This window comes from Duganella aceris, assembly GCF_011090165.1.
In the GTDB taxonomy this organism is placed as follows: Bacteria; Pseudomonadota; Gammaproteobacteria; order Burkholderiales; family Burkholderiaceae_D; genus Rugamonas; species Rugamonas aceris.
The window spans coordinates 969392-993431 of record NZ_JAADJT010000001.1 but is presented as its reverse complement, the minus strand read 5'-3'; the positions used below and the strand labels follow the sequence as shown (position 1 = coordinate 993431).

The window sequence follows — 24040 nt, the reverse complement described above, 5'->3', positions numbered from 1 at the left end:
ATGCATCTGTTCTCTACCGCACTGTACGTCCCCGCTCACAGCAAAACCATTTTCACCTCGCGCAGAATGGCATCCTACAAGCTGCCGATCAAATTCAAGCCGCTGGTGCCGAATTGGGTGCCTACCAAGGTGGCATCCACCGCCAGCAGCGCCACCAGGTCGGCGCGGCTATGGCTGTCCAGGTACACGTCCCACTGCGCCAGCGCGGTGGCGCCGGCGTCGTGCTGGGTCGCGTTCTGGTACAGCAGGTTGACGAAGGCCGCGTCGTCCATCGCGCCGTAGCGCTGGCTGAACTCCGCCGATTCGATGAAGCCGCGCGCCAGGTCGCTGCCGTGCGCGCCGCTGTCGACCCAGTGCCCGAAGCCGGAAAAGTCGCCGGCGCGGTCCAGCGTCAGCTGGTACAGCATGCCGATTTCCTGCAGCGTGGCCTTGCCGGCCTGGGTGAAGCCCAGGTCCAGCGTCGCGCCGTTGAATTCGCCGCGCTCGATCAGGCGCACGGTATCGCGGGCGCCGTCCGGCTCGACGATCATCACATCGCCGGCGGCGCTCAAGCTCATGCTGTAGCCGGAAGCCGCGCCGGCGTAGACCACGGTGTCGACGCCGTCGCCGCCGACCAGCAGGTCGGAGCCGGCGCCGCCGTCGAGACGGTCGTCGCCGGAGTTGGCGATCCAGCCCTGCTCCTGCGTCAGCAGCTCGCCGCCCAGCGTCACGCCGTCGGCGGTGACCCACAGCGCCTTGTGCTCGGCGCTCAGCGCGATGTCGGCGAACACGCCGGCGCGCGTGGTCAGGTCGCCCGGCGCGGCGGCGTCCAGCTTGGCCACCCAGTTCGCCGATTCGGCAGCGGTGGCGGCCCTGCCGACGCTGTTCTGCAGCAGCGCGGCGACGTAGTCCTGATTCGACAAGGTCATCAGGCCGGCGCGCGCCTCCGGCGCCACCAGGAAGCCTTCGGCCAGCTGCTGCACCGTCATGTCCTTGGTGCTCCAGAAGCTCAAGCCCACCAGGTCCGGCGCGCGCTGGAAGGCCGCGTGGTACAGCAGCGACAGATCCTGCAGATGGGTGGCGCCGGCGGCGCTGAAGCCCAGTTGCGCGACGTCGTGGTTCAGCTCCGCCGCCTGCAGCGCCTCCATCGCGCCGGCGCCGGTCAGCGCCATCTGGTGCTGGCCCACCACCTTGCCGTCCTTCAGATAGAACTGCCACTGGCCGCTGTCGCTGCGGCCGCCCTGCAGCACGTCGCCGCCGGCGCCGCCGGCCAGCACATCGTTGCCGCGGCCGGCGAACAGGATGTCGTTGCCGTTGCCGCCGTCCAGATGGTCGTTGCCGGCGGCGCTGCCCAGCACATCGTCGCCGTCGTTGCCGAACAGCGTGTCGTCGTCGCTGCCGGTGGTCAGCACGATGTGCTGCGCCGCGCCGTCGCCGATGATGAAGTTCTTGCCGGCGCCGCCGCTCACCGTGGCGGTGCCGATGATCGCGGCGAAATCGATGTGATCCATCTGCAGCCCGATGCCGGGCGGCAGCAGGCGGGCGTCGACCACCAGTTCGATCGAAGTCGCGCCGGGCGCGAGATCGCCCTGGCGCGGGCCGCCGGACGGCGCCAGCGCGTCGCCGTTGACCAGGATGGTGGCGCCGTCGGCGACGCCGGCGGCGTTCAGCGTCAGCGTGGCGTGCTGCTGCTGCACCGCCGCGTCCAGGCCGGCCAGATACTGGCGCGCCTGCGATTCCATCATCGCCTGCGTCGCCTGCCCGGCGGCCGTGTGGTCGTCGATGCGGCCGATCAGGTCGGTCAGCGCCATGCCGCCGCTCAGCAGCGAGGCCGGGCCGCTGGCCTCGAAGCCCACGCCCACCGGCAGGCTGACGGTCAGCGTGGTGCCCACGCCCTGCGCGTTGGGCGCGATGCCGATCGGGATGTCGGCCAGCGTGGCGTGTTCGGTGCTGGTGTCCTCCGGCCGGGTGCTGGTGACCACCGGCACCGAGAAGGCGCGCGTGGCCAGGCCGGTGCGCGCGTCGATGCCGTCCAGCGTGCGGATCTGCACCCCGTCCACCAGGGTCGGCGTGCCGGCCTGCGGCGGCGTGGTGTTGACCGCCAACACCAGCGGCGTGGCGGCCACGTTGGCGTTGCCGGCGGCATCCGAGAACAGATGGCCCGCCACGCTGACCGACACCGGGACGGTGCTGTCGGCGGCCGGCGTCAGCGTCACGGTGTAGCTGGTGCCGCTGCCGCTGAAGTTGCTCAGCGTGCCGCCGCTGACGATGACGTCGGCCAGCGTCAGCACGCCGGCGTCGCTCAGCGTCAGCGTCAGCACCGCGCTCTGGCCGGCGCTCAGCGCGGCGTTGCTGCTGCTGATGGTCACCGTCGGCGCCTGGGTGTCGACCACGAACGGCGTCGCGCTGGCGGTGCTGGCGTTGCCGGCGGCGTCGGCCACCCGCACCAGCAGCGTGCCGCTGCCGGCCAGCGTCACGCCGGCCAGCGTCCAGCTGGTGCCGCTGACGCTGGCCGTGGCCCAGCTGGCGCCGTTGTTCAGCGAAACCTGCACCACATCGCCGGCGGCCAGCGGCGCGCTCAGCGTGCCGCTCACGTCCTGCGACGGGTTGTTGGTGATCAGGTCGCCGGAGGTGCCGCTGTCGTTCAGCAGCTGGACGCCGCCGGCGGTGGCGGTCGGCGCCACGGTGTCGATCTGCAGCGACGGGATGGTGCCGGCGCTGCCGTTGTTGCCGGCGGCGTCGGCGTAGCCGCCGGTGACGCTGATGGTGGCGCTGCCGCTGGCGACGCCCGAGGTCGGCGTGAAGGTCGCGGTGTACACCAGCGGGTTGGCGCTGGCGGTGATCGGTCCCAGCGTGCCGCCGGCGACGACGACGTCGCCGGCGCCGAAGCCGGTCGGCGCTTCGCTGAAGGTGAAGCTGATGATGGCCGGGGTGACGCCGTTGGCGGTCGCCATATTGCTGCTGATGATGACCGTCGGCACCGACTGGTCGAAGGCGTAGGCGGTGGCGGTGTCGGCGCTGTGGTTGCCGGCGGCGTCGAGCACGCGCACCCGCAGCACGCCGCTGCCGCTCAGCGTGTGGCCCAGCGACCAGCTGCTGGCGCCGACCGAGGTCACCGCCTGGATCCAGTTGGCGCCGTCGTCGAACGAGACCATCACCGTGTCGCCGGCGGCCATCGGCGCCGACAGCGTGCCGCTGACGATTTGCGCCGCCGTCGAGGTCACCAGGTCGGTGCCGCTGCTGCCGGTGTCGGCGGAGAACGACGGCGTGCCGCTGACGGCGGCCGGCGCTAGCGTGTCGATGGCGACCGACGGCGAGCCGCCGGCGCCGCCGCTGTTGCCGGCCGCGTCGCCGTAGACGTTGGCCGCGACGCTGATCACGGCGGCGCCGGCGGCCAGGCCGGCGGTCGGCGTGAACACGGCGGTGTACACCAGCGGATTGGCGCTGACGGTGAAGCCGCTCAGCGTGCCGCCGCCGACCGTGACGTCGCCGACCGCGAAGCCCAGCGGCGCCTCGCTGAAGGTGAAGCTGATCAGCGCCGTGTCGCCGGCCTTCAGCGCCGCGCTGCTGCTGGTGATGACCAGCGTCGGCGGCTGGGCGTCGATGCTGATGGCGGGACCGCTGGCGCCGACGCCGAGGTTGCCGGCGGCGTCGGTGTAGGCGCCGGCCGGCAACAGCACGCCGGCGGCGCCGCTGTAGCCCGGCGTCGGCGTGAACACGGCGGTGTAGACGCGCGGATTGGCGCTGGCGGCGAAGCCGCTGAGCGTGCCGCCGGCCAGCACCAGGTCGGTGTCGACGAAGCCCTGCGGCGCCTCGCTGAAGGTGAAGGTCAGCGTGGCGCTGTCGCCGGCCTTCAGCGTCGCGGCGCTGGAGGTGATGGCGACGCCCGGCGCCAGGGTATCGAGCACGAACGCCAGCGTGGTGGCCGCGCCGTGGTTGTTGGCGGCGTCGGTGACGCGCACCTGCAGCGTGCCGCTGCCGCTCAGCAGCATCGGCGCCAGCGACCAGCCGTTGGCGCCGGGGGCGCTGACCGCGCTGGTCCAGCTGACGCCGTTGTCGAACGAGACCTCGACGATCTCGCCGGCGGCCAGGTTGGCGTTGACCGTGCCGGAAATGGTTTGCAGCGGGTTGTTGGTCAGCAGGTCGGTCGGGCTGGCGCCGGTGTCGGCGGAGAACACCACCGTGGCGCCGCCGGTGGTCGGCGCCAGCGTGCTGAAGGCGATCGGCGCGACCGCCGCCGCCAGGCCGGCGTTACCGGCCGCGTCGAGGTAGCTGCCGCCGCCGACGGTGATGCTGGCGCTGCCGCCGGCCACGCCGGGGGTCGGCGTGAACAGCGCGGTGTAGACCAGCGGATTGGCGGTCAGGCCGAAGCCGCTGAGGGTGCCGCCGGTGACGGCGACGTCGGCGCCGGTGAAGCCCAGCGGCGCTTCGCTGAACGTGAAGGTGATGGTGGCCAGCTCGCCGATCTTCAGGTTGGCCGCGCTGCTGGTGATCAGCAGCGCCGGCGGCGCGGTGTCGACCGCGATCAGCGGCGACGCCACGGCGGCGCCGGCGTTGCCCGCCACATCGGTGTACAGGCCGGCCGCCAGCGTGACGCCGGCCAGGGCGCCGCCCAGGCCCGCGTTGGGCGTGAACAGCGCGGTGTAGACGCGCGGATCGGCGCCGACGGCGAAGCCGCTCAGCGTGCCGTTGAGCGGCACCAGGTCGGCCTGGGTGAAGCCGCTCGGCGCTTCGCTGAAGGTGAAGGTCAGCGTGGCCGCCTCGCCGGCCTTGACGGCGGCGGCGCTGCTGGTGACGGTCATGGTCGGCGCCACCAGGTCCAGCACGTAGCCGGCGCTGAAGGCGGCGCCAGTGTTGCCGGCGGCGTCGGCGACCCGCACCTGCAGCGTGCCGCTGCCGGACAGCAGTTGCGGCGACAGCGCCCACAGGTTGCTGCCGGCCGAGGCCAGCGCCGGCAGCCAGTGCGCGCCGTTGTCGAGCGAGACCTGCACCTGCTCGCCGGCGGCCAGCGGCGCCGACAGCGTGCCGCTGATCACCTGCGACAAGGCGTTGGTCACCAGGTCGCTGCCGCTGGCGCCGTTGTCGGCCGAGAACGCGACGGTGGCGCCGGTGGTGGCCGGCGCCAGCGTATCGATGGCGATGGCGCCGCTGCTGGCGACGGCGCCGGGGTTGCCGGCCAGGTCGGTGTACAGGCCGGCGGCGACGCTGATCGTGGTGCTGGCGCTTGCGGTGCCGGCGGTCGGGGTGAAGGTGGCGGTGTACACCAGCGGATCGGCGCTGGCGGCGAGGCCGCTCAGGGTGCCGTTGGCGGCGCTGATGTCGGCCAGCGAGAAGCCCAGCGGCGCGTCGCTGAAGGTGAAGGTGATGGTGGCGGTCTCGCCGATCTTCAGCGCGCTGGCGCTGGAGACGATGCTCAGGCTCGGCGCCAGCGTGTCGACGCTGATCGACGGCGTGGCGCCGCCGCTGCCGGTATTGCCGGCGGCGTCCGCATACAGGTTGTTGCCCAGCGTGACCGAGGCGGCGCCGGTGTAGCCGGGCGTCGGCGTCAGCAGCACCGTGTACACCAGCGGGTTGGCGGTGGCGGTGAAGCCGCTCAGCGTGCCGCCGCTGGCGATCAGGTCGCCCAGCGCGAAGCCGGCCGGCGCCTCGCTGAAGGTGAAGCTGATGGTGGCCGACTGGCCGGTGCGCAGGCTGGCCAGGTCGCTGCCGACCGTGACCGTCGGCGCGGTGGTGTCGAGCACGTAGGCGTGGCTGCTGACGGCGCCATGGTTGCCGGCGGCGTCGCTGACGCGCACCTGCAGCGTGCCGGAGCCGCTCAGCGTCTGGCCGGTCAGCGACCAGCCGTTGCCGGCGCCGGTGGCGGCGATCCAGTCGACGCCGTTGTTCAGCGACACCTCGACCACGTCGCCGGCGGCCAGCACGCCGCCGCTCAGCGTGCCGCCGATGGTTTGCGCGGCGGTGCGGGTGATCAGGTCGGTGTTGCTGCTGCCGGTATCGGCCGAGAACAGCACGCTGCCGCCGACCAGCGCCGGCGCCAGCGTGTCGACGCTGATGCTTGGCGGCGCGCCGGCCAGGCCGCCGTTGCCGGCCAGGTCGGCATAGGCGCCGGCGGCCACGCTGATCACCGCGTTGCCGGCGGCGACGTTGGCGGCCGGCGTGAACACGGCGGTGTAGACCAGCGGGTTGGCGGTTTGCGTCAGGCCGCTCAAGGCGCCGTTGCTGACAGCGATGTCGCCCAGGCTGAACACCGCCGGCGCTTCGCTGAAGCTGAAGGTGATCAGCGCGGTGCCGGCGCCGTTGAGCGCGGCCGCGCTGCTGGCGATGGTCAGCGTCGGCGCCACCGTGTCGATGTGGATCGGCGCCATGCTGCCGCCGACGCCGGCGTTCAGCTGGGCGTCGGTGAACAGGCCGGAGGCGACGCTGATGGCGGCGTTGCCGGCGGCCAGGCCGGCGCTCGGCGTGAACACCGCGCTGTAGACCAGCGGGTCGGCGGTGGCGGCCAGGCCGCTCAGCGTGCCGCCGCTGACGACGATGTCGTCCGCCGCGAAGCCCACCGGCGCGGCGCTGAACTTGAAGCTGATGGTGGCGGTCTCGCCGGCCTTGAGCGCGCTGCTGCTGCTGCTGATCGCCAGGCCCGGCGCCACCGTCGCGTAGCTCAGCGGCGTCACGGCGGCGGCCAGGCCGGCGTTGCCGGCCAGGTCGGCGTAGGCGCCGGCCGCCACCGCGATGGTGCCGACGCCGGCCGCCTGTCCGGCCTGCGGCGTGAAGACGGCGGTGTACACCAGCGGATTGGCGGTGGCGGTGAAGCCGCTCAGGGCGCCGCCGCCGACCGTGATGTCGGTGGCGTCGAAGCCGACCGGCGCTTCGCTGAAGGTGAAGGTGATCAGCGGCGCGTCGGCGCTGTTCAGCACCGCCTTGCTGCTGGCGATGCTCAGCGTCGGCGCGGCCTGGTCCAGCGTGTAGCCGGCGCCGTAGGCGGCGCCGTGGTTGCCGGCGGCGTCGCTGACGCGCACCTGCACCTGCTGGCCGGCGCCGGACGCCAGCGTCTGACCCGCCAGCGACCAGGCGTTGCCGCCGGTGGCGGCGCTGGCGGCGATCCAGCTGGCGCCGTTGTTGAGCGAGACTTCGACCACCTCGCCGGCCTGCAGATTGGCGCTGACGGTGCCGCTCAGGTTTTGCGCCGCGACGTTGGTGACCAGGTCGCCGGCGCTGCCGCTGTCGCTGGAAAACACCACCGAGGCGCCGCTGGTGGCGGGCGCCTGGGTGTCGATCGCGATCGCCGGCAGCGTGGCGCCGGCGCCGGCATTGCCGGCCAGGTCGGTGTAGCCGCCGGCCGTGATCGAGACCACGCCGCTGCCGCCGTCGACCCCGGCGGTCGGGGTGAAGACGGCGGTGTACACCAGCGGATTGGCGCTGGCGGCAAAGCCGCTCAGCGTGCCGCCGTTGACGCTCAGGTCGGCCACCGAGAAGCCCACCGGCGCTTCGCTGAAGGTGAAGCTGATGGTGGCGGTCTCGCCGGCCTTGAGCGCGGCGGCGCTGCTGGTGACCACCGCCGTCGGCGCCTGCGTGTCCAGCACATAGCCGACCGCATACGCGGCGCCGTGGTTGCCGGCGGCGTCGCTGACGCGCACCTGCAGCACATTGCTGGCGCTCAGCGTCTGCCCGGCCAGGGTCCAGCTGTTGCCGGCGCCGACGCTGGCGCTGCTCCAGCTGGCGCCGTTGTTCAGCGAGACCTCGACGATCTCGCCGGCGCCGAGCGCGCTGGCCAGCGTGCCGCTGATGGTCTGCGCCGCGACATTGGTCACCAGGTCGGTGGCGCTGCCGCCGTTGTCGGCCGAGAACAGCACCAGGTTGGCGACCGCCGTGGGCGCCTGCGTGTCGATGCTCAGCGACGGCGTCGACGACGCGGTGGCGCCGTTGCCGGCCAGGTCGGTGTAGGCGCCGCCGGCGATGGTGATGCTGGCCGAGGTGTTCTGCAGCCCGGCGGTGGGGGTGAACAGCGCGGTGTACACCAGCGGATTGGCGCTGACCGCCAGCCCGCTCAGGGTGCCGCCGGTGGTGACGATGTCGCCGGCCGTGAAGCCGACCGGGGTTTCGCTGAAGGTGAAGCTGATCACCGCCGTTTCGCCGGCCTTGACCGCGCCGGCGCTGCTGCTGATCGCCACCGACGGCGCCAGCGTGTCGATGCCGATCGGCAGCATGCTGCCGCCGCCACCGCTATTGCCGAACACGTCGTTGTACGAGGCGGCGGCCACGCTGATGGTCGCCGCGCCCGACGCCAGGCCGGCGGCCGGCGTGAACAGCGCGGTGTACACCAGCGGATTGGCGGTGGCGGTCAGGCCGCTCAGCGCGCCGTTGGCCACCGTGATGTCGCTGGCGTCGAAGCCGCTCGGGGTCTGGCTGAAGGTGAAGCTGATCTGCGCCGTCTCGCCGCTCTTCAGCGCCGCCGCGTTGCTGGTGATGGCCAGCGTCGGCAACGCGGTGTTGACCGCGATCGGGACCGTGGCGCTGGCCTGGCCGTTGTTGCCCGCCAGGTCGGCGTAGCCGGCGGCCTTGACCGCGACCGTGGCGTTGATGCCGGACTGGCCGGCGGTCGGCGTGAACACGGCGGTGTACACCAGCGGATCGCCGGTGGCCGCCAGCCCGCCGACGCTGCCGCCGGCGACGTCCAGCGAGGCGGTGCTGAAGTTGGACGGCGCCTCGCTGAAGGTGAAGGTCAGGTTGGCGCTCTGGCCGGCGCGCAGCGCGGCGGCGTTGCTGCTCAGGGTCACCGTCGGCGCGGTGGTGTCGAGCACATAGGCGGCGCTGAACACCGCGCCGTGGTTGCCGACGGCGTCGTTGACGCGCACCTGCAGCGTATCGCTGCCGGCCAGCATGCGGCCGCCCAGCGACCAGGTGGTGGCGCCGACGGCGGCGCTGGCGTTGACCCAGGTCTGGCCGTGGTCCAGCGACACCTGCACCACCTCGCCCGCCGACAAGGCGGCGTTGAGCGTGCCGCTGACGGTCTGCGCCGCCGTGCGCGTCACCAGGTCGGTGTTGCTGGCGCCGGTGTCGGCGGAAAACGCCACCGTCGACGCCACCACCGTCGGCGCCAGCGTATCGATGCTGATCGACGGCGTGGCGCCGGCGATGCCGGCGTTGCCGGCCAGGTCGGTGTAGCCGCCGCCGGTGACGGTGATGCTGGCGGCGGCGCCGGCCACGCCGGCGTCCGGCGTGAACACCGCCGTGTACACCAGCGGGTTGGCGCCGACCGTGAAGCCGCTCAGCGTGCCGCCGGTGGTGACGATGTCGCCGGAGGTGAAGCCCAGCGGCAGTTCGCTGAAGGTGAAGGTGATGTTGGCGACGTCGCCGCTGTGCACCGCCGCCAGGTCGCTGGTGATGGCCAGCGTCGGCGCCTTGGTGTCGACCGCGATCGGCAGCGAGGAGGCGCCGCCGCCCTGGTTGCCCGGCACATCGGTGTAGCTGCCGCCGGCGACGCTGATGGTGGCGTTGGCGCTGACGTTGGCGCCGGGCGTGAACAACGCCGTGTACACCAGCGGATTGGCGGTGACCGCCAGGCCGCTGAGCGCGCCGCCGCTGACGCTGACGTCGTTGGCGGCGAAGCCCACCGGCACGCTGCTGAAGGTGAAGGTGATGTGGGCGGTCTCGCCGGTTTTCAGCGTCGCCGCGTCGCTGGTGATCAGCACGCTCGGCCCCAGCGTGGTGATCGAGATGTTGGCCGAGGTGGCGCCGCCGCCGTTGTTGCCGGCCAGGTCGGTGTAGCTGCCGGCGGTCAGCGCGACGCTGCCCAGCAGGCCGCTCAAGCCGGCGTTGGGGGTGAACTCCACCGTGTAGACGTTGGGGTTGGCGGTCGCCACGAGGTTGGCCAGCGTGCCGCCGGTGGCGCTGAAGTCGCCCAAGGCGAGGCCGGACGGCGCCTCGCTGAAGGTGACCGTGATCAGCGCGCTCTCGCCGCTTTTCAGCACGCCGACATTGCTGCTCAACGAGACGCTCGGCGCACTGGTGTCGAGCGCGTAGGCGGAGCTGGTCGCGGCGCCGGCGTTGCCGGCCGCGTCGACCACCCGCACCTGCAGGGTATTCGCGCCGCTGATGGTTTGCCCGGCCAGCGCCCAGGCGTTGCTGCCGGCGCTGCCGCTGGCGGTGCTCCAGGTGGCGCCGTTGTCGAGCGAAACTTCGACATGCTCGCTGGCCGCCAGGTTGGCGCTCAGCGTGCCGCTGATGTTCTGCGCCGCCGTCCTGGTGACCAGGTCGGTGGGGCTGGCGCCGGTGTCGGCGGAGAACGCGACGCTGGCGCCGGTGGTGGTCGGCGCCGTGGTGTCGAGCGCGTAGCCGACGCTCAGCGGCGTGCCGCTGCCGCCGATATTGGTGACGCGCACCTGCAGCGTGCCGGCGCCGCTCAGCGTCTGGCCGGCCAGCTGCCAGCTGCTGGCGCCGACGCCGGCGCTGGCGGTGCTCCAGGTGGCGCCGTTGTCGAGCGAGACCTGGACCGACTCGCCGGCCGCCAGGCCGGCGCTGAGCGTGCCGGAAATGGTTTGCGCCGCGAACTTGGTGATCAGGTCGCTGTTGCTGACGCCGCTGTCGTTGGAGAAGGCGACCGTCAGCGCGACGGTGGCGCTGCTGGTGGCCGAGACCACGCTGGTGGCGCTGTTGCTGACGATGACGCTGCCGTCATTGATGCTGACGGTGAAGGTGGTGGTGGCGTTCATGCCGGCCGTGCTTTGATACACCAGCGCCTGCAGCGCCGCCTGCGCCGCGCCCGGCGCCGCCGCCGCGTGGGTATAGGTGACGCCGCCGTCGACGGTGCTGAAGCCCGACGCGCTCAGCGAGGCCGGCGTGAACGCGCCCTTGGCCGCGCTGTCCGGCGTGATGGTGACGATCACCGAAGCGCCGACGTCCGGATCGCTCAGCACCACGGCGCCGAACGGATGCACGCTGCCGCCGGCGGCCATGCCCTGCCCGGCCGCCGTGCCGCTGAACTGCGGCGCGTCGTTGACCGAGGTGGCGGTGATCACGGTGCTGCTGTTGGCGGCGCTGGCGGCGCCGTTGCTGTCGGTCGCGGTCAGCGTGAAGGTGGTGTTGACGCCGACGCCGACGGCGGCCTGGTTGGCGGTCGGCGTGAACACCAGCGCCTTGAGCTGCGCCGTCAGCGCGGCCGGAGTGGCGGCGCTGAGCGTGTAGCTGCCGGCGCTGCCGGACAGCCCGCCGCCGCTCAGGGTGCCGTTGGCGCCGTTGTAGCTGATGGTCATGCTGACGTTGTCGCCGTTGATGTCGGCCACGGTGACGTTGCCGAACGGCTGCAGCGTGGCGTTGTCGCCGACGCCGGCGGCGGCCGCGCCGGTGATGGTCGGCGCGCTGTTGGCGACGTTGCCCACCACCACCAGCGCGCCGCTGACGGCGATGCTGGTGTTGCCGATGCTGCTGTTCCAGTCGTCGCCGGCCGACAGCAGGTAGGTGGTGCCGCCGGCCGACTGGGTGCCGCTCTTGTTGAGCAGCAGCTCGACGGCGGCGATGTCGGCGCCGGACAGCGTCACCGAGAACGAAGTGGCGCTGCTGACTTCCACGTTGCCGGTGGTGCTCAGCGCGCGCGATACGCCGCCCTCGCCCCGCAGCGACAGCGCGGCCACGGTGATGTCGTTGGCCGCGCCGCTGACGCCGACCAGGTTGCTGCCGCTGACGGTCAGCACATGGGTGGTGGCGTTGTAGCTGGCCGAGGTGATGGTCGGCAGCTGCACGTTGCTGACCGTGATCGGGTTGCCGGTCAGGTCCTGGCCACCGCTGAGGTTGCCGTCCCAGTTGGCCGCCGCCGCCAGGTTGAAGCTGGTGCCGTCGACGCCGGCGGCGCCGTTCTTGTTCAGGATGCCGCCGATGGCCAGCTTGTCGGCCGCGTTCAGCGTGATCGACACCGAGGTGGCGCTGGCGGCGCTGACCACGGGCGAGGTCAGCGTATAGGTGGCGCCGCCCTGGCCGGTGACGGTGAACTTGCCCGGATCGATGGCGTCGCCGCTGTTGATGCCGGTGGCGCTGATGGTCAGCACGCCGGCGCCGGCGTCGTAGGCGGCCGAGGTGACGCTGTTGGCCGGGCGCGCGTTGGCGATCGTCACGTCGTCGATGCCGACCTCCAGGCCCAGCGGATTGACGATGCGCACGCCGTAGATGCCCTTGAAGTTGGCCATCGAGGCGAAGTTCAGCAGGCCGTATTCGTTGATCACCAGGCTCAGCAGCGAGACTCCGACCCCGGTCGGCTGGTAGTTCGCGTCCAGCGCGTAGACGGTATAGACCACGGTGCCCAGCAGGTTGCCGAGCAAGCCGCCGCTGCCCAGCTTCAGGCTGACCATGTCGAACACGCCGCTGTTGGCGCGCAGGTCGACGTAATTCACCCACGACAGCAGCGAGCCATTGACGGTCAGGCGGTCGTCGCTCAGCGGCAGACCGATCAGGCTGTTGCCGTTGGCGTTGAGCACCGTGACGCCGCCGCCGTTGCTGCTTTGCGCGTACAGGTCCAGTCCGCTGCTGGCGACGTTGTCGACGTGGACCACGGCGCCGGCGGCCAGGCCGCTGGCGTTGAGCAGCACCACGTCGCTGGCGGTGTTGAAGGTGATGGTGCCGTTGACGCCGTTGTTGACCAGCCCCAGGTCGCCCGCGTACCCCTGCTGCGCCGCGGCGCCGATGGCCGAGGCGGCCTGGATGACGCCGGTGCTGTATTCCAGGTCCCAGTTGCCGTGGGCGCCGGTCAGGTCGGTCGAGGCGGCCACGTCGGCGCCGCTGGCCAACGCCAGCGCGTCGACGAAGGCGGTGCCCAGCGTGCCCTGCGCCACGTCGCAGCCATAGATCAGCAGGTCGCCGCCGTCGCGCAGCGCGCCGCCCCATTCATTCAGCGCGGCGGCGTAGTGGTCCAGATGCGCCTGGTCCAGCGTCGCGGTGCCCAGTTGCAGCCGGCCGGCCTCGCCGTGCGAGACGATCTGGATGCTGTCCAGGCCCTGGTGGCGGCGCAGCACGTCGGCGATCTGCTCGACGCCGTCGCGCCAGGCGGCCAGCTTCACCACCAGCACATCGTCGGCCGCGCCGGCGATCAATTGCTGCGCGTCGGCCACGCCCGCGTCGATAAATAATACGGACCGATATGTAGATTCTTGCTTACTCATGTTGCCACCCCGCATTATTTTTCCCGATGATCGATTATCGGTAGCTTTAAAGGGATCGCAAAATTTTCCGGTTTGCCAAACATTTCGTCCGGTGTGGCAAAGGCCAAAGTCTGCCGCCGCACGTAGCCAACGGCCTGCCTTTGTTAAAATGATCTTTTTCCCGCCTTCCGGCGAGTTCGGCCAATTTCGGTTACTCTCAGCATCGCTAATTTATTTGCTGCACAAGAAAGGATTTCAAATTGCCAACTCTATTGACCCGACGCCTGGCCCTGCTGGCCGATGAGAAGCACCGTGGCGTGCTGGGAGGCGGCTTGCGCGGCATCGAGCGGGAAACCTTGCGCGTGGACGGCGCCGGCCATCTGGCGCATACGCCGCATCCGGTGGCGCTGGGGTCGGCGCTGACCCACCCGCAGATCACCACCGACTACGCTGAAACCCTGCTGGAGTTCATCACCCCGGCCGAATCCGACATCGCCGTCACGCTGGACAAGCTGGAGGGCATCCACCGCTACGCCTACAGCAAGCTGGGCGACGAGCTGCTGTGGAGCCAGTCGATGCCGTGCCGCCTGCCGGCCGAAGAGGACATCGACATCGCCTGGTATGGCAGCTCCAACCTGGGCACGCTCAAGCATGTGTACCGGCGCGGCCTGGCGCTGCGCTATGGCAAGGCGATGCAGTGCATCGCCGGCATCCACTATAACTACTCGCTGGACGAGCGCCTGTGGCGCGTGCTGGCCGAGAACGAGCCGCAGGGCGCCAAGCGGCTGTCGGCCAAGTCGTACCAGTCCGAGGCGTACCTGGCGACCATCCGCAACTTCCGCCGCTACAGCTGGCTGCTGATGTATCTGTTCGGCGCCTCGCCCGTGTTGTCGAGCAATTTCCTGCGCGGCCGCGCGCACAAGCTGGAGACGCTGTCCGACGACACGCTGTACCTGCCGTACGCCACCAGCCTGCGCATGAGCGACCTGGGTTACCAGAACGACGCGCAATCGGGCCTGAGTCCGCACGAGAACTGCCTCGACAGCTATGTCGCGGCGCTGACCAAGGCGGTCAACCAGCCTTATGAGCCGTATGCGGCGCTGGGCACCAAGCGCGACGGCGAATGGATACAGCTCAGCACCAACGTGCTGCAGATCGAAAACGAGTACTACTCCACCATCCGCCCGAAGCGCGTGATCCAGACCGGCGAGCGGCCGATCCAGGCGCTGTGCGCGCGCGGCGTGCAGTACATCGAAGTGCGCTGCATGGACGTCGATCCGTTCGAGCCGGTCGGCGTCAGCCTGCAGGCCGGCCGCTTCCTCGACGCCTTCCTGCTGTTCTGCGCGCTGGAGGAAAGCCCGGCCATCGCGCCGGAGGAAGGCGCGCGCCACACGGAAAACTTCGCCCGCACCGTCAAGGAAGGCCGCCGTCCGGGCCTGACGCTGAACAACGGCCAGGCCGAAGTCACGCTGCAAAGCTGGGGCGCGGAACTGCTGGAGCGGATCCGCCCGGTGGCCGAACTGCTCGACACGCTGCGCGGCGACAGCCAGCACGCCGACGCGATGCAGGCGCAAGCGGCCAAGCTGGCCGACGCCGGACTGACGCCGTCGGCCAAGGTGCTGGCGGCGCTGCGCGCCAACGGCAAGTCGTTCGCCGCGTTCGCGCTGGCGCAAAGCGAAAAGCACGCGGCGCACTTCCGCAGCCATCCGCCGAGCGCCGACGAAGCGGCCTACTTCGACGGCATGGCCGCCGTCTCGCTGGCCGAGCAGGCGGAGATGGAAGCGGCGCCGCAATCCAACTTCGACGACTACGTCGCCGCCTACCGCGCCAGCAATCTGTGCCATTCGCAGCAGGTCAGCGAATAAGCGATCAAGCGAAGAGACTCCCTTGCTCACCTTCTACAACGAACTGCACGCCCAGCACCGTGGCCGCTACGAGATTTTTCGCGGCGAGATGGTGCCCTGCTTTGAAAAGCCGGAGCGGGTGGATGCGGTGCTGGCGGAGCTGGGACGGCGCGGCCTGGGCAAGATCGTCACGCCGCACGGCGTGCCCTTGATGTCGCTGGAGCGCATCCACACCCCGCGCTACCTGCACTTCCTGCGCACCGCCTGGAGCGAATGGCTGGCGCTCGACCCGGCCAACGCCGGCAAGGACGCCTTCCCCGCCGTCTGGCCGGTGCGCACGCTGCGCGACGACATCGAGCCGGACAACTTCTGCGCCAAACTGGGCTTGTACTCGATGGACAGCGGCACGCCGCTGACGGCCGGCACCTGGACGGCGGCCAAGACCGGCGCCGATTGCGCGGTCAACGCGGCGCATGCGCTGCGGCTGGGGCAGCGCGGCGCGTTCGTGTTGAGCCGCCCGCCCGGCCATCACGCCGGCGCGGATTTCTTCGGCGGCTACTGCTTCCTCAACAACGCCGCGCTGGCGGCGCAGCACATGCTGGACGACGGCGCCAAGCGGGTCGCCATCATCGACATCGACTACCACCACGGCAACGGCACGCAGAGCATCTTCTATGGCCGGGACGATGTGCTGTTCATCTCGATCCACGCCGATCCGCGCAGCGAGTATCCGTTCTATCTGGGGCACGCGGACGAGCGCGGCGAGGGCGCGGGACTGGGCTACAACATGAACCTGCCGCTGCCGGCCGGCACCTCGGCCAAGGCCTGGTTCGCGGCGCTGGAGACGGCCTGCATCCGCCTCGGCAGCTTCGCGCCGGACGCGCTGGTGGTGTCGCTGGGGGTGGACACCTTCGCCGGCGATCCGCTGTCGCGCTTCGCGCTGCAAAGCGCCGATTATCTGAAGGTCGGCGAGCGGCTGGCGTACCTGAATCTGCCGACCGCCTTCATCTTCGAAGGCGGCTACGCGGTCAAGGAGTTGGGCACCAATGTGGTCAACGTCCTTGAGGGCTACGAGACCGCGCTTTAATACACGTCGCGGCGATAGCGGCCGGCTTCGATCATCGCCTCCAATGCGGCGCGGCCGATGATCTCCTCCAGCGCGGCGTCGACGCCGCCGGCCATGCCTTGCAGGCTGCCGCAGACATACAGCACGGCGCCGTCGGCGATCCACTCGCGCAGCACATCGGCCTTTTCGCGCATGCGGTCCTGCACGTAGTGGCCGCCGTCGGGGTCGCGCGAGAACACCAGGTCCAGTTCAGGCAGGAAGCCGCCGTCGCGCCAGCGGCCGATCTCGTCGGCGCAGATGGCGTCGAAGGCGCGCTGGCGTTCGCCGAAGATCAGCCAGTTGCGCGCTTCGCCGCCGGCCACGCGCGCCCGCAGGTGCGAACGCAGGCCGGCCATGCCGGAGCCGTTGCCGATATAGATGGCCGGCAACGCCGCCTGCGCATGCGCGTCGAACGATGGATTGGCGATCAGGCGCACCCGCACCTCGTCGCCGAGCGCCGCCCGCGCGGTCAGCCAGCCGGAGGCCAGTCCCATGCCGACGCCGGCGCCAAGGTCGTGCCGCTCCTGGCGCACGATCAGCTGCATGCCATCCTGCGGCAAAGACGCCAGCGAATAACGGCGCGGCGTCTCGTGCGCACCGTAGTGGCCGGGCCAGATATCGACCAGCGCGCCCGGCTTCCAATCGACGCCCGCGTCGCCGCTCAGCGTGAGCTCGTACAGCGGATGGCCCACGCTGCCCTCGTTGAGCAGCACCCGTTCCGTCAAGCGCCAGCTGGCGTAGTCGGTATCCGGCGCGGCGGCCGACAGCGACATGTCCGCCGCCTCCGCGCCGCTCAACTCGCGCAGCGCATGCGACCAGCGCCCCAGCGCCACCGGATCGCCGTTGTCGACCTCGATGATCGGATGCAGCGGCTGGGCGCCGAGCACGCGCAAGCGCTGATCCAGCGCCTGGCCGAAGCCGCAGAATTCCACGTAATGCTTGTCGCCCAGCGCCAGCACCGCGTACTGCATATGCGCCAGCGCCTCATGCTGGTCATGCAGCAGACGGCTGAAGCGGCGCGCCGGGTCCGGCGGCTCGCCCTCGCCGAAACTGCTGGCGACGAACAGCGCGCGACGATACTTGCCCAATTGCGGCGGCGTGAGTTTTTCCAGCGAATGCACATGCACCGCGACGCCGGCCTTTTGCAACGCCGCCGCGCTTTGCAGCGCCAGACGCTCCGCCTGGCCGGTCTGGCTGGCGTAGGCCATCAGCACCGGATCGCCGGCATCGGCGCCCGCCGCGCCGCCGGCCAACCGCTTGCGTTCCGCCAGCGCCTCGCGCTTCGCCTTGCGACGCTTCAGGTACAGCATCCAGCCGGTGATGCCGAAACCCGGCAACGCCAGCGCCGCCAGGAACACAATGAATTGCCCGGTCAAACCGAAGTAGGTACCGATATGCAGCGGATAGATGGTCGATTGCAGCCGCGCGCCCATCGGCATCTCGGCGTAAGGCTCGTTCTTCACGATCGCGCCGGTCTGCTGGTTGATCAAGATCTTGCCGCGCGCGCGCACGTGCGGCGCATCCTTCGTCACCCACAGGATCTGCAGCGGCTGCGACGCTTTTTCCGGCGGCCGCAGGAAGGCCATGTTCCAGTTCGGCGCAGCCCGCTCGAAAGCGGCCCAGGCCAGGTCAAGCTCGGCGGCATCCGCCTTGGGTGGCTTGGCGGCTTTGAGCTTGGGCTTGGCGGCGGCGGCGGCGCGCGGCGGACGCGGCGTGCCCAGCCAGCCGTCGACCATGTCGCGGATCGGATCGAAGGCCCAGTACACGCCGGAGAAAGTAAACATCAGGAAGATCACCATCACCCAGGTGCCCGCCACCGAATGCAAGCCCCACAGGAAGGAGCGGCCCTTCATGCGCGTATCGAAGGTCAGCCAGGTGCGCCAGTCGAACACGCGGCGCGGCCATCGCAGATACAGGCCGCTGAGCGCAAGGCCCATCAGGCAGAAGGCCAGGGTGCCGCTGACCATCTTGCCCTGCTCGCGCGGCAGCAGCAGGAAGCGGTGCAGCGACTCGATCCATTCGAAGAATTCGGCGTAGTGCAGCTCCGGCAGCAACGCGCCGGTGTAGGGATGCAGGTAGATCGTCTCGCCGCGCTGCTCGCCCGGCTGCGGCGCGAAAAAGACCCGCACCGTGGTGTCGGGTTGCGCGTAGACGATGATGCTGCTGATGCGTTCCTGCGGCCGCAGCAGCTTGGCCGCCTGCGCCAGCTGCGGCGGCGTCAGCGTCGGCCCGGACTGCGCCGGCACGCTCAGCACGCCGGGGTTCAGCAGGTCGAGCACCTGTTCGCGGAAAGCGAGGATGGCGCCGGTCAGACCGATCACGATCAACACCGTGCCGGCGGTGATGCCGACGAACCAATGCAGTTGGAACCAAAGCTTTTTCACAGGTCTACTTTCTCACTTAGAATGCGGGACATTCTATATATAATGCGAATCATTATCAATTACGGCGACTACTTAAAATTTTTATAGAAATCGCTTGCTATTAAATAGTGCACGATATATAGTCTCTACATCGGCGCTGCAAACAACGCCAGACAGTAGTAGATTAGCAAGCTGCTTACCTCCTTAGGTAGATAGCGAGCGATTAGATAGTTACCTAAAATTAATGTAGTTCCACCCACTGAAAAGGAATTCATCATGTCGATCGAAAAAGTACTGTACCGCGCAACTGCAACCGCCACCGGCGGCCGCGAAGGCAAAGCTGTGTCCTCGGACGGCGTGCTGGACGTCAAACTGACCACCCCGAAAGAACTGGGCGGCGCCGGTGCTGTCGGCACCAATCCTGAACAACTGTTCGCCGCCGGCTACTCGGCTTGCTTCCTGGGCGCGATGAAATTCGTCGGCGGCCGCGACAAGATCGCCGTGCCTGCCGATGTGTCGATCCAGGGTACCGTCGGTATCGGCCAGATCCCTACCGGTTTCGGCATCGAAGTCGAACTGAAAATCTCGCTGCCGGGCCTGGACCGCGAAACCGCCGAGAAGCTGGTCGCCGCCGCCCACATCGTCTGCCCTTACTCGAACGCCACCCGTGGCAACATCGACGTGACCCTGACCATCGTTTAATTCAGCGCCAGTCAGTCCGACCCGGCCGGCCCCTCATGCGAGGCGCCGGCCTTTTTCACATACAATCGTTGTTTTGATCCCGACCGAGATACGACATGATTGAGTGGCAATGGCTGGCTTTCGAGGACATCCCCCGCAACGACTGGTATGAGGTGCTGCTGCAGCGCCAGCAGGTCTTCATCCTGGAGCAGACCTGCCTGTATCCGGATATCGACGGCGCCGATCCGCTGTGCCACCACCTGATGGGCTGGCGCGAGAGCAACGGCAAGCGGTCGCTGGTGGCTTACCTGCGCTGCGTGCCGCCGGGCGTGAAGTTCGACGAGATGTCGCTGGGCCGCGTGCTGACCACGCAGGAGGGGCGCGGCGGCGGCATCGGCCGCGAGCTGGTGGCCAGGTCCATTCCGCTGGCCGAGCAGCTGTATCCGGGCCATCGCTTCCGCATCGGCGCGCAGGCGCACCTGGAAAAATTCTACGCCAGTTTCGGCTTCCAGACCGTGACCGAGCCGTATGACGAAGACGGCATCATGCACGTCGACATGGTGCGCTAAAAAGTGAGGATGAAGCGCGCGCCGGCGCTGACCGAACGCGCGTAGCGCACCGTACCGCCGTTGGCGTGCACCAGGTGCCGCACCATCGCCAGGCCGATGCCCCTGCCCTGCTTTTTGGTCGAGAAGAACGGCGTGAAGATATGCGCGGCCAGCGCGTCCGGAACGCCCGGGCCGTTGTCGGCCACTTCGATGCGCAACCGGCCGCCCCGGCTCAGGCGCGCGCTGACCTGCGCTTGCGGCGACGCCGTCGCGGCCGCGGCCAGCGCTTCGGCGGCGTTCTTCAGCAGGTTGATCAGGGCTTGCTCCAGCTGGCCGGGATCGATCATCGCTTCCAGCGACGCCGGTTCCACCGAAAATTTCAGGCCGCCGCCCAAGGCTTGCCATTGCGGCGCCAGCAGCGCGGCCAGGCGTTCGAACAGCTCCTCCAACGGCACCCGCTGCGGCTGCGCCGGCGACACGGTCGACAGGCTGCGGTAGCTTCCGACGAAGTCCACCAGGCTGGCGGCGCGGCGGCTGATCGCGTCCAGCGCGGTGCCGAGGTCGGCGTGGATGTCGGCCGGCAGGCCGGATGCGGCTTCGTCCAGCAAGCCGCAGGCGGTGCGCGACAGCGAGGCCACCGGGGTCAGGGAGTTCATGATTTCGTGGGTGAGGACTTGCACCAGTTCGCGCCAGGCGTTCAGGGCTTCGGCTTCGAGTTCGCTTTCGACCGGCATCAGCGCGGCCAGGCGTTGCGGTGTGCCTTGCAGCGTCAGCGCGGAGACGGCGACCAGCGCGCGTTCGACGCCGCGCTCGGTGTCGAAGCCGATCAGGCGGCGCTGGCCGGCCGCTTGCGCCGCCAGTTGTTGATGCAGATCCTGCGGCGCGCTGGCGCGGCCCGGCGCCAGCAGACGGCGCGCGCTCGCGTTCAATGGCGCGACATCGCCGGCGCCGGCCGCGTTCTGGATGCGGAACAGCGCAATCGGCGCGTGTTCAAGACGGGCTTCCAGCGCCTGCATGGCGTCGGCAAGTTCGTGATGCCGCGCGACGGCGCCGCCATCCGCCGCGAACGCGCCGCCGGCGTAGTAGTCGCCGTATTGGTCGCCGTATTGTTCGCCGTATTGTTCGCCGTATTGTTCGCCGCTTTGGTCGCCGCTTTGGTCGCCGCAGTGGTCGCCGTTCGCGCCGGTGCGATCGCCATAATCGCCGGCGGCGCGGGCGGCATCAGCGCCGCCTGCCGGGCCAAGCGCGCCGCTTGCGGCGCTTGACCTGCCAGCGCCGCCCACGCCTCCTGTTCCCGCGCCGTTCGCGCGGATTGGGCGACCGTCGCGCCTTGCGACTTCCTCACGCGGCATGCGCGGGGCGAGGCGGCGCAGGCATTGCCATAGCAGCGCTGCCGGCAAAACGGCGAGCAGGCCGCACAGCACGATGCGGCGCGGCTCCGGCGCGGGCGACAGCATGTCCGCCGCAACGGCCAGCGCCATCAAGCCGGCGGCACCGGCGGCGACGCCTAGCTTGAGCGCGCGTTCAGATGCCATGCTTGCCCAGCTTGCGGTACAAGGCCGCGCGGCTGATGCCCAGCGTCTTCGCCGCGTGGCTGATGTTGCCGTTGAATTGCGCCAGCGTGGCCGCGATGGCCTCGCGCTCCAGCGCATCGAGCGTCATGTCGCTCGGCAGCCCGCCGCCCGCAACAGCCGCGCCAGCGCCCAGCGGGGCGGCAGCGGCAGCGGCGGCAGCAGCGGCAAAGGCGCCGGTGGCCGCGCCCGCCGCCGAGCCAAGCGCGAAATCGGCCAGCGCGTACTCCGCGCCCTGCCCCAGGATGGCCGCGCGCTCGCAAGCATGCCGCAGCGCGCGCACATTGCCCGGCCAATCATGCCGAACCAAGGCCTCCAGCGCCGCCGCCGACACATTGCGCGCCGGCCGCTGGTACTGCAACTCATACAGCCTGAGATAATGCGACAACAGCAGCGGAATATCCTCCCGCCGCTCGCGCAACGGCGGCACGCGGATCACGATCGTATTCAAGCGGAACAACAAGTCCGGCCGAAACACCGCCGGATCGAACAAGCGCGCCTCCTCCAGATTGGTCGCGCTGACGATGCGCACATCGATGGCCTCCGGCTTGTCCGCGCCGAGCGGCGTCACCTCGCGCCGCTCCAGCGCCGTCAGCAGCTTGGCCTGCGCCGCCAACGGCATATTGCCGATTTCATCCAAAAACAGCGAACCGCCGCGCGCCGCCTGGAAGCGCCCCGCCCGATCCGAGCGCGCATCGGTGAACGACCCCTTGCGATGCCCAAACAACTCGCTCTCGAAAGTCGACTCCGGCAACGCCCCCATATCCACCGCCAGCAAGGTGCCGGCCGCACGGCGCGACTGTGCATGAATCGCGCGCGCCACCAGCTCCTTGCCGACACCGTTCTCGCCCAGCACCATGACGTTGGCCTCGGTCGGCGCCACCCCGGCGATCAGCGCCTTCAGTTCGCGCATCGCCGCCGACTCCCCCATCAACTCCGGCGACGCCGCCGACGCCCCGCCCTGCAACGCCGCGCGCCGCGCTAGCGCCTGGTCGACCGCCGCCACCAGCCGCGCGTTATCCCACGGCTTGGTGATGAAATCGCCCGCGCCGCGCTTGAGCGCCTCCACCGCCAACGGCACATCCGCATACGCCGCCATCGCGATCACCGCCGGCGGACGCGTTTGCGCCCGCAGCTTGTCGAGCAAAGCCAAGCCCTCCGCGCCGTCGATGCAACCCGGCGTGAAGTTCAGATCCAGCAGCACCACATCCGGCACGCGCTGCGCCAGCAAGGCCGGCAGGCCGGCCGGATCGCACAGCGTCGCGACCTGGCCGTAGCGCCGCCGCAGCAGCAATTGCGCGGCGGTGGCGACATCGGCGTCATCATCAAGTATCAGTACATAGGCGGTCATGCAGGCATTCTAGCAGCCACCGCAACGCTGTCGAGCGGCCGCCGGACGCCGCGCCGGCATGACTGTCCATTCGCGAACAGCGGCCGGTGTCCGGAAATGAACACCTCCCGGCAACCTGCCCCGCAAAGCCGCGTTTCGGTGCATGGCACGGCGTTTGCAATAAGCTCCATATGCACATCGAAAAAAAAATTCCCGCCAGCGGCGCCGCCATGGATATCGTGGTGCCGCGACGACGCGGCAAGGCCATCGCGCTTGGCGCCGCCGCAGCGGCGGCGACCGCGCTGGCGGCCTACGCGCTGTGGGCCTGGATGCCGCACGGCCTGCAGATCGAGGGCGCCGGCCTGCGCATCGGCCAGGCGGCGCAAGGCGTGTTCGTCGACGAGATCGTGGTGCGCGCCAGCGCCGAGCCGCTGAACTCCGTGATTCTCGACTCGGTGGAATCTGGCCGGGTGGAGGAAGTCTTCGCCACCGACGGCGCGCTGGTGAAGAAAGGCCAGCTGCTGTTCCGCATCTCCAACCCGCAGCGCAACCTGGAACTGCTGGCGCGCCAGTCCGAGCACGCGGTCAGCATCTTCAACCTGTCCAACCTGCGGGTGTCGCAGGAAGCCAGCGCCAACGACCACCAGCGCCGGCTGGACGATCTGCAATTCGCGCTGGACCAGGTGCGCAAGCAGCACGCGCGCAACGTCAGGCTGGCGGCGCAGGGCTTCATCTCCAGCGTCGCGCTGGAGGAGTCGGCCGACAAGCTGGCGCAGCAGCAGCGCACGCTGACGCAGGAGCAGCACGCCACCCGCGCCGAAATCGGCGTGCGGCGCGACGCCGAACAGCAGCTGGAATCGGCGATACACGGCTTGAGCTCCGGCCTGAAACTGGTCTCGGCCACCGTCGAGGCGCTGGCGGTGCGCGCGCCGGTCGAAGGCCGGCTGACCAACTTCCGCTTGCAGGTCGGCGAATCCATCGCCACCGGCAAAAACATCGGCCGCATCGACGATCCGCAGCGCTTCAAGCTCTCCGCCAGCGTCGACGAATATTATCTGAACCGGATGGCGGTCGGCCGCACCGGCGGCGTCAAGCAGGATGAACGCAACTACGCGGTCGCCATCGGCGCCATCTACCCGCAGATCAAGGAAGGCCGCTTCGCGGTCGAGCTGCTGTTCCAGAACGGCCAGCCGCCGGTGCTCAATCCCGGCCAGAGCCTGGACGCGCGCATCACGCTGGGCGAGCCGGCGCGCGCGCTGCTGCTGCCCAACGGCGCCTTCATCAACGACAGCGGCGGCGCCTGGGTGTACGTGGTCGACGCGGCCGGCCGCAGCGCGCAACGGCGCCCGGTGCGCATCGGCCGCCGCAGCAACAGCCAGATCGAAGTGCTGGACGGCCTGGCGGCCGGCGACAAGGTGATTCTCTCCAGCTACGCCGCCTACGGAAATTCACCCAGGCTGCAGATTACGCAGTAAATTCACGCTATCACTCAAAAGGG

Annotated in this window: 9 protein-coding genes; 5 read left to right on the top strand and 4 right to left on the bottom strand. The window is 69.8% G+C overall.

Translation table 11 applies throughout. The features are described from left to right. Window positions 1-74: 74 nt before the first annotated feature. The gene (locus GW587_RS04380) at window positions 75-13121 is read right to left on the bottom strand and encodes an Ig-like domain-containing protein (RefSeq protein ID WP_166098926.1); all 13047 of its coding nucleotides are present in this window, start codon (window positions 13119-13121) and stop codon (window positions 75-77) included. A 239-nt stretch (window positions 13122-13360) separates the two neighbouring features. Here GW587_RS04380 and gshA point away from each other — a divergent pair, with 239 nt between their 5' ends. Both gshA and GW587_RS04370 read left to right on the top strand, forming a co-directional pair. Next, entirely contained in the window at window positions 13361-14965 is a 1605-nt protein-coding gene (gene gshA / locus GW587_RS04375) for a glutamate--cysteine ligase (RefSeq protein ID WP_166098923.1), read from the top strand. Between the two features lie 22 nt (window positions 14966-14987). Beyond that, window positions 14988-16031, top strand: coding sequence for a histone deacetylase family protein (locus tag GW587_RS04370; protein WP_166098920.1), 1044 nt, complete (start codon window positions 14988-14990; stop codon window positions 16029-16031). Here the strand turns inward: GW587_RS04370 and GW587_RS04365 are convergent. Continuing rightward, window positions 16028-18433 carry a PepSY domain-containing protein gene (locus GW587_RS04365; RefSeq protein WP_166098918.1) on the bottom strand — a complete coding sequence of 802 codons (2406 nt, stop codon included), beginning with the start codon at window positions 18431-18433 and terminating at the stop codon, window positions 16028-16030. The two genes, GW587_RS04370 and GW587_RS04365, sit on opposite strands and share 4 nt — an antisense overlap. A gap of 255 nt (window positions 18434-18688) precedes the next feature. Here GW587_RS04365 and GW587_RS04360 point away from each other — a divergent pair, with 255 nt between their 5' ends. Together GW587_RS04360 and GW587_RS04355 are read left to right on the top strand one after the other, a co-directional pair. Continuing rightward, on the top strand, window positions 18689-19114 hold the full coding sequence (locus GW587_RS04360) for an organic hydroperoxide resistance protein (protein WP_166098916.1): 426 nt from the start codon (window positions 18689-18691) through the stop codon (window positions 19112-19114). 95 nt (window positions 19115-19209) lie between these two features. After that, window positions 19210-19662 (top strand): GNAT family N-acetyltransferase, encoded by a 453-nt coding sequence (locus GW587_RS04355; RefSeq protein ID WP_166098914.1) that lies wholly within the window; start codon window positions 19210-19212, stop codon window positions 19660-19662. On the opposite strand, the gene GW587_RS04350 is transcribed toward GW587_RS04355, so the two are convergent. Continuing rightward, window positions 19659-21176: a sensor histidine kinase gene (locus GW587_RS04350; RefSeq protein WP_229259275.1), complete on the bottom strand. Its 1518-nt coding sequence runs from the start codon at window positions 21174-21176 to the stop codon at window positions 19659-19661. The genes GW587_RS04355 and GW587_RS04350 overlap by 4 nt on opposite strands. Beyond that, window positions 21166-22563: a sigma-54-dependent transcriptional regulator gene (locus GW587_RS04345; protein WP_166098911.1), complete on the bottom strand. Its 1398-nt coding sequence runs from the start codon at window positions 22561-22563 to the stop codon at window positions 21166-21168. Before GW587_RS04345 ends, GW587_RS04350 begins: the two co-directional genes overlap by 11 nt. Before the next feature lie 170 nt (window positions 22564-22733). Here GW587_RS04345 and GW587_RS04340 point away from each other — a divergent pair, with 170 nt between their 5' ends. Further along, complete coding sequence (locus GW587_RS04340) at window positions 22734-24017, top strand: efflux RND transporter periplasmic adaptor subunit (RefSeq protein WP_229259274.1); 1284 nt, start codon at window positions 22734-22736, stop codon at window positions 24015-24017. The last annotated feature ends 23 nt before the right edge of the window (window positions 24018-24040 follow it).

Bases quoted from the DNA above. Each gene is read 5' to 3' on its own strand.
- GW587_RS04380 (WP_166098926.1), bottom strand. From the start codon at position 13,121: ATGAGTAAGCAAGAATCTACATATCGGTCCGTATTATTTATCGACGCG.
- GW587_RS04360 (WP_166098916.1), top strand. From the start codon at position 18,689: ATGTCGATCGAAAAAGTACTGTACCGCGCAACTGCAACCGCCACCGGC.
- GW587_RS04355 (WP_166098914.1), top strand. From the start codon at position 19,210: ATGATTGAGTGGCAATGGCTGGCTTTCGAGGACATCCCCCGCAACGAC.
- GW587_RS04350 (WP_229259275.1), bottom strand. From the start codon at position 21,176: ATGGCATCTGAACGCGCGCTCAAGCTAGGCGTCGCCGCCGGTGCCGCC.
- GW587_RS04345 (WP_166098911.1), bottom strand. From the start codon at position 22,563: ATGACCGCCTATGTACTGATACTTGATGATGACGCCGATGTCGCCACC.
- GW587_RS04340 (WP_229259274.1), top strand. From the start codon at position 22,734: ATGCACATCGAAAAAAAAATTCCCGCCAGCGGCGCCGCCATGGATATC.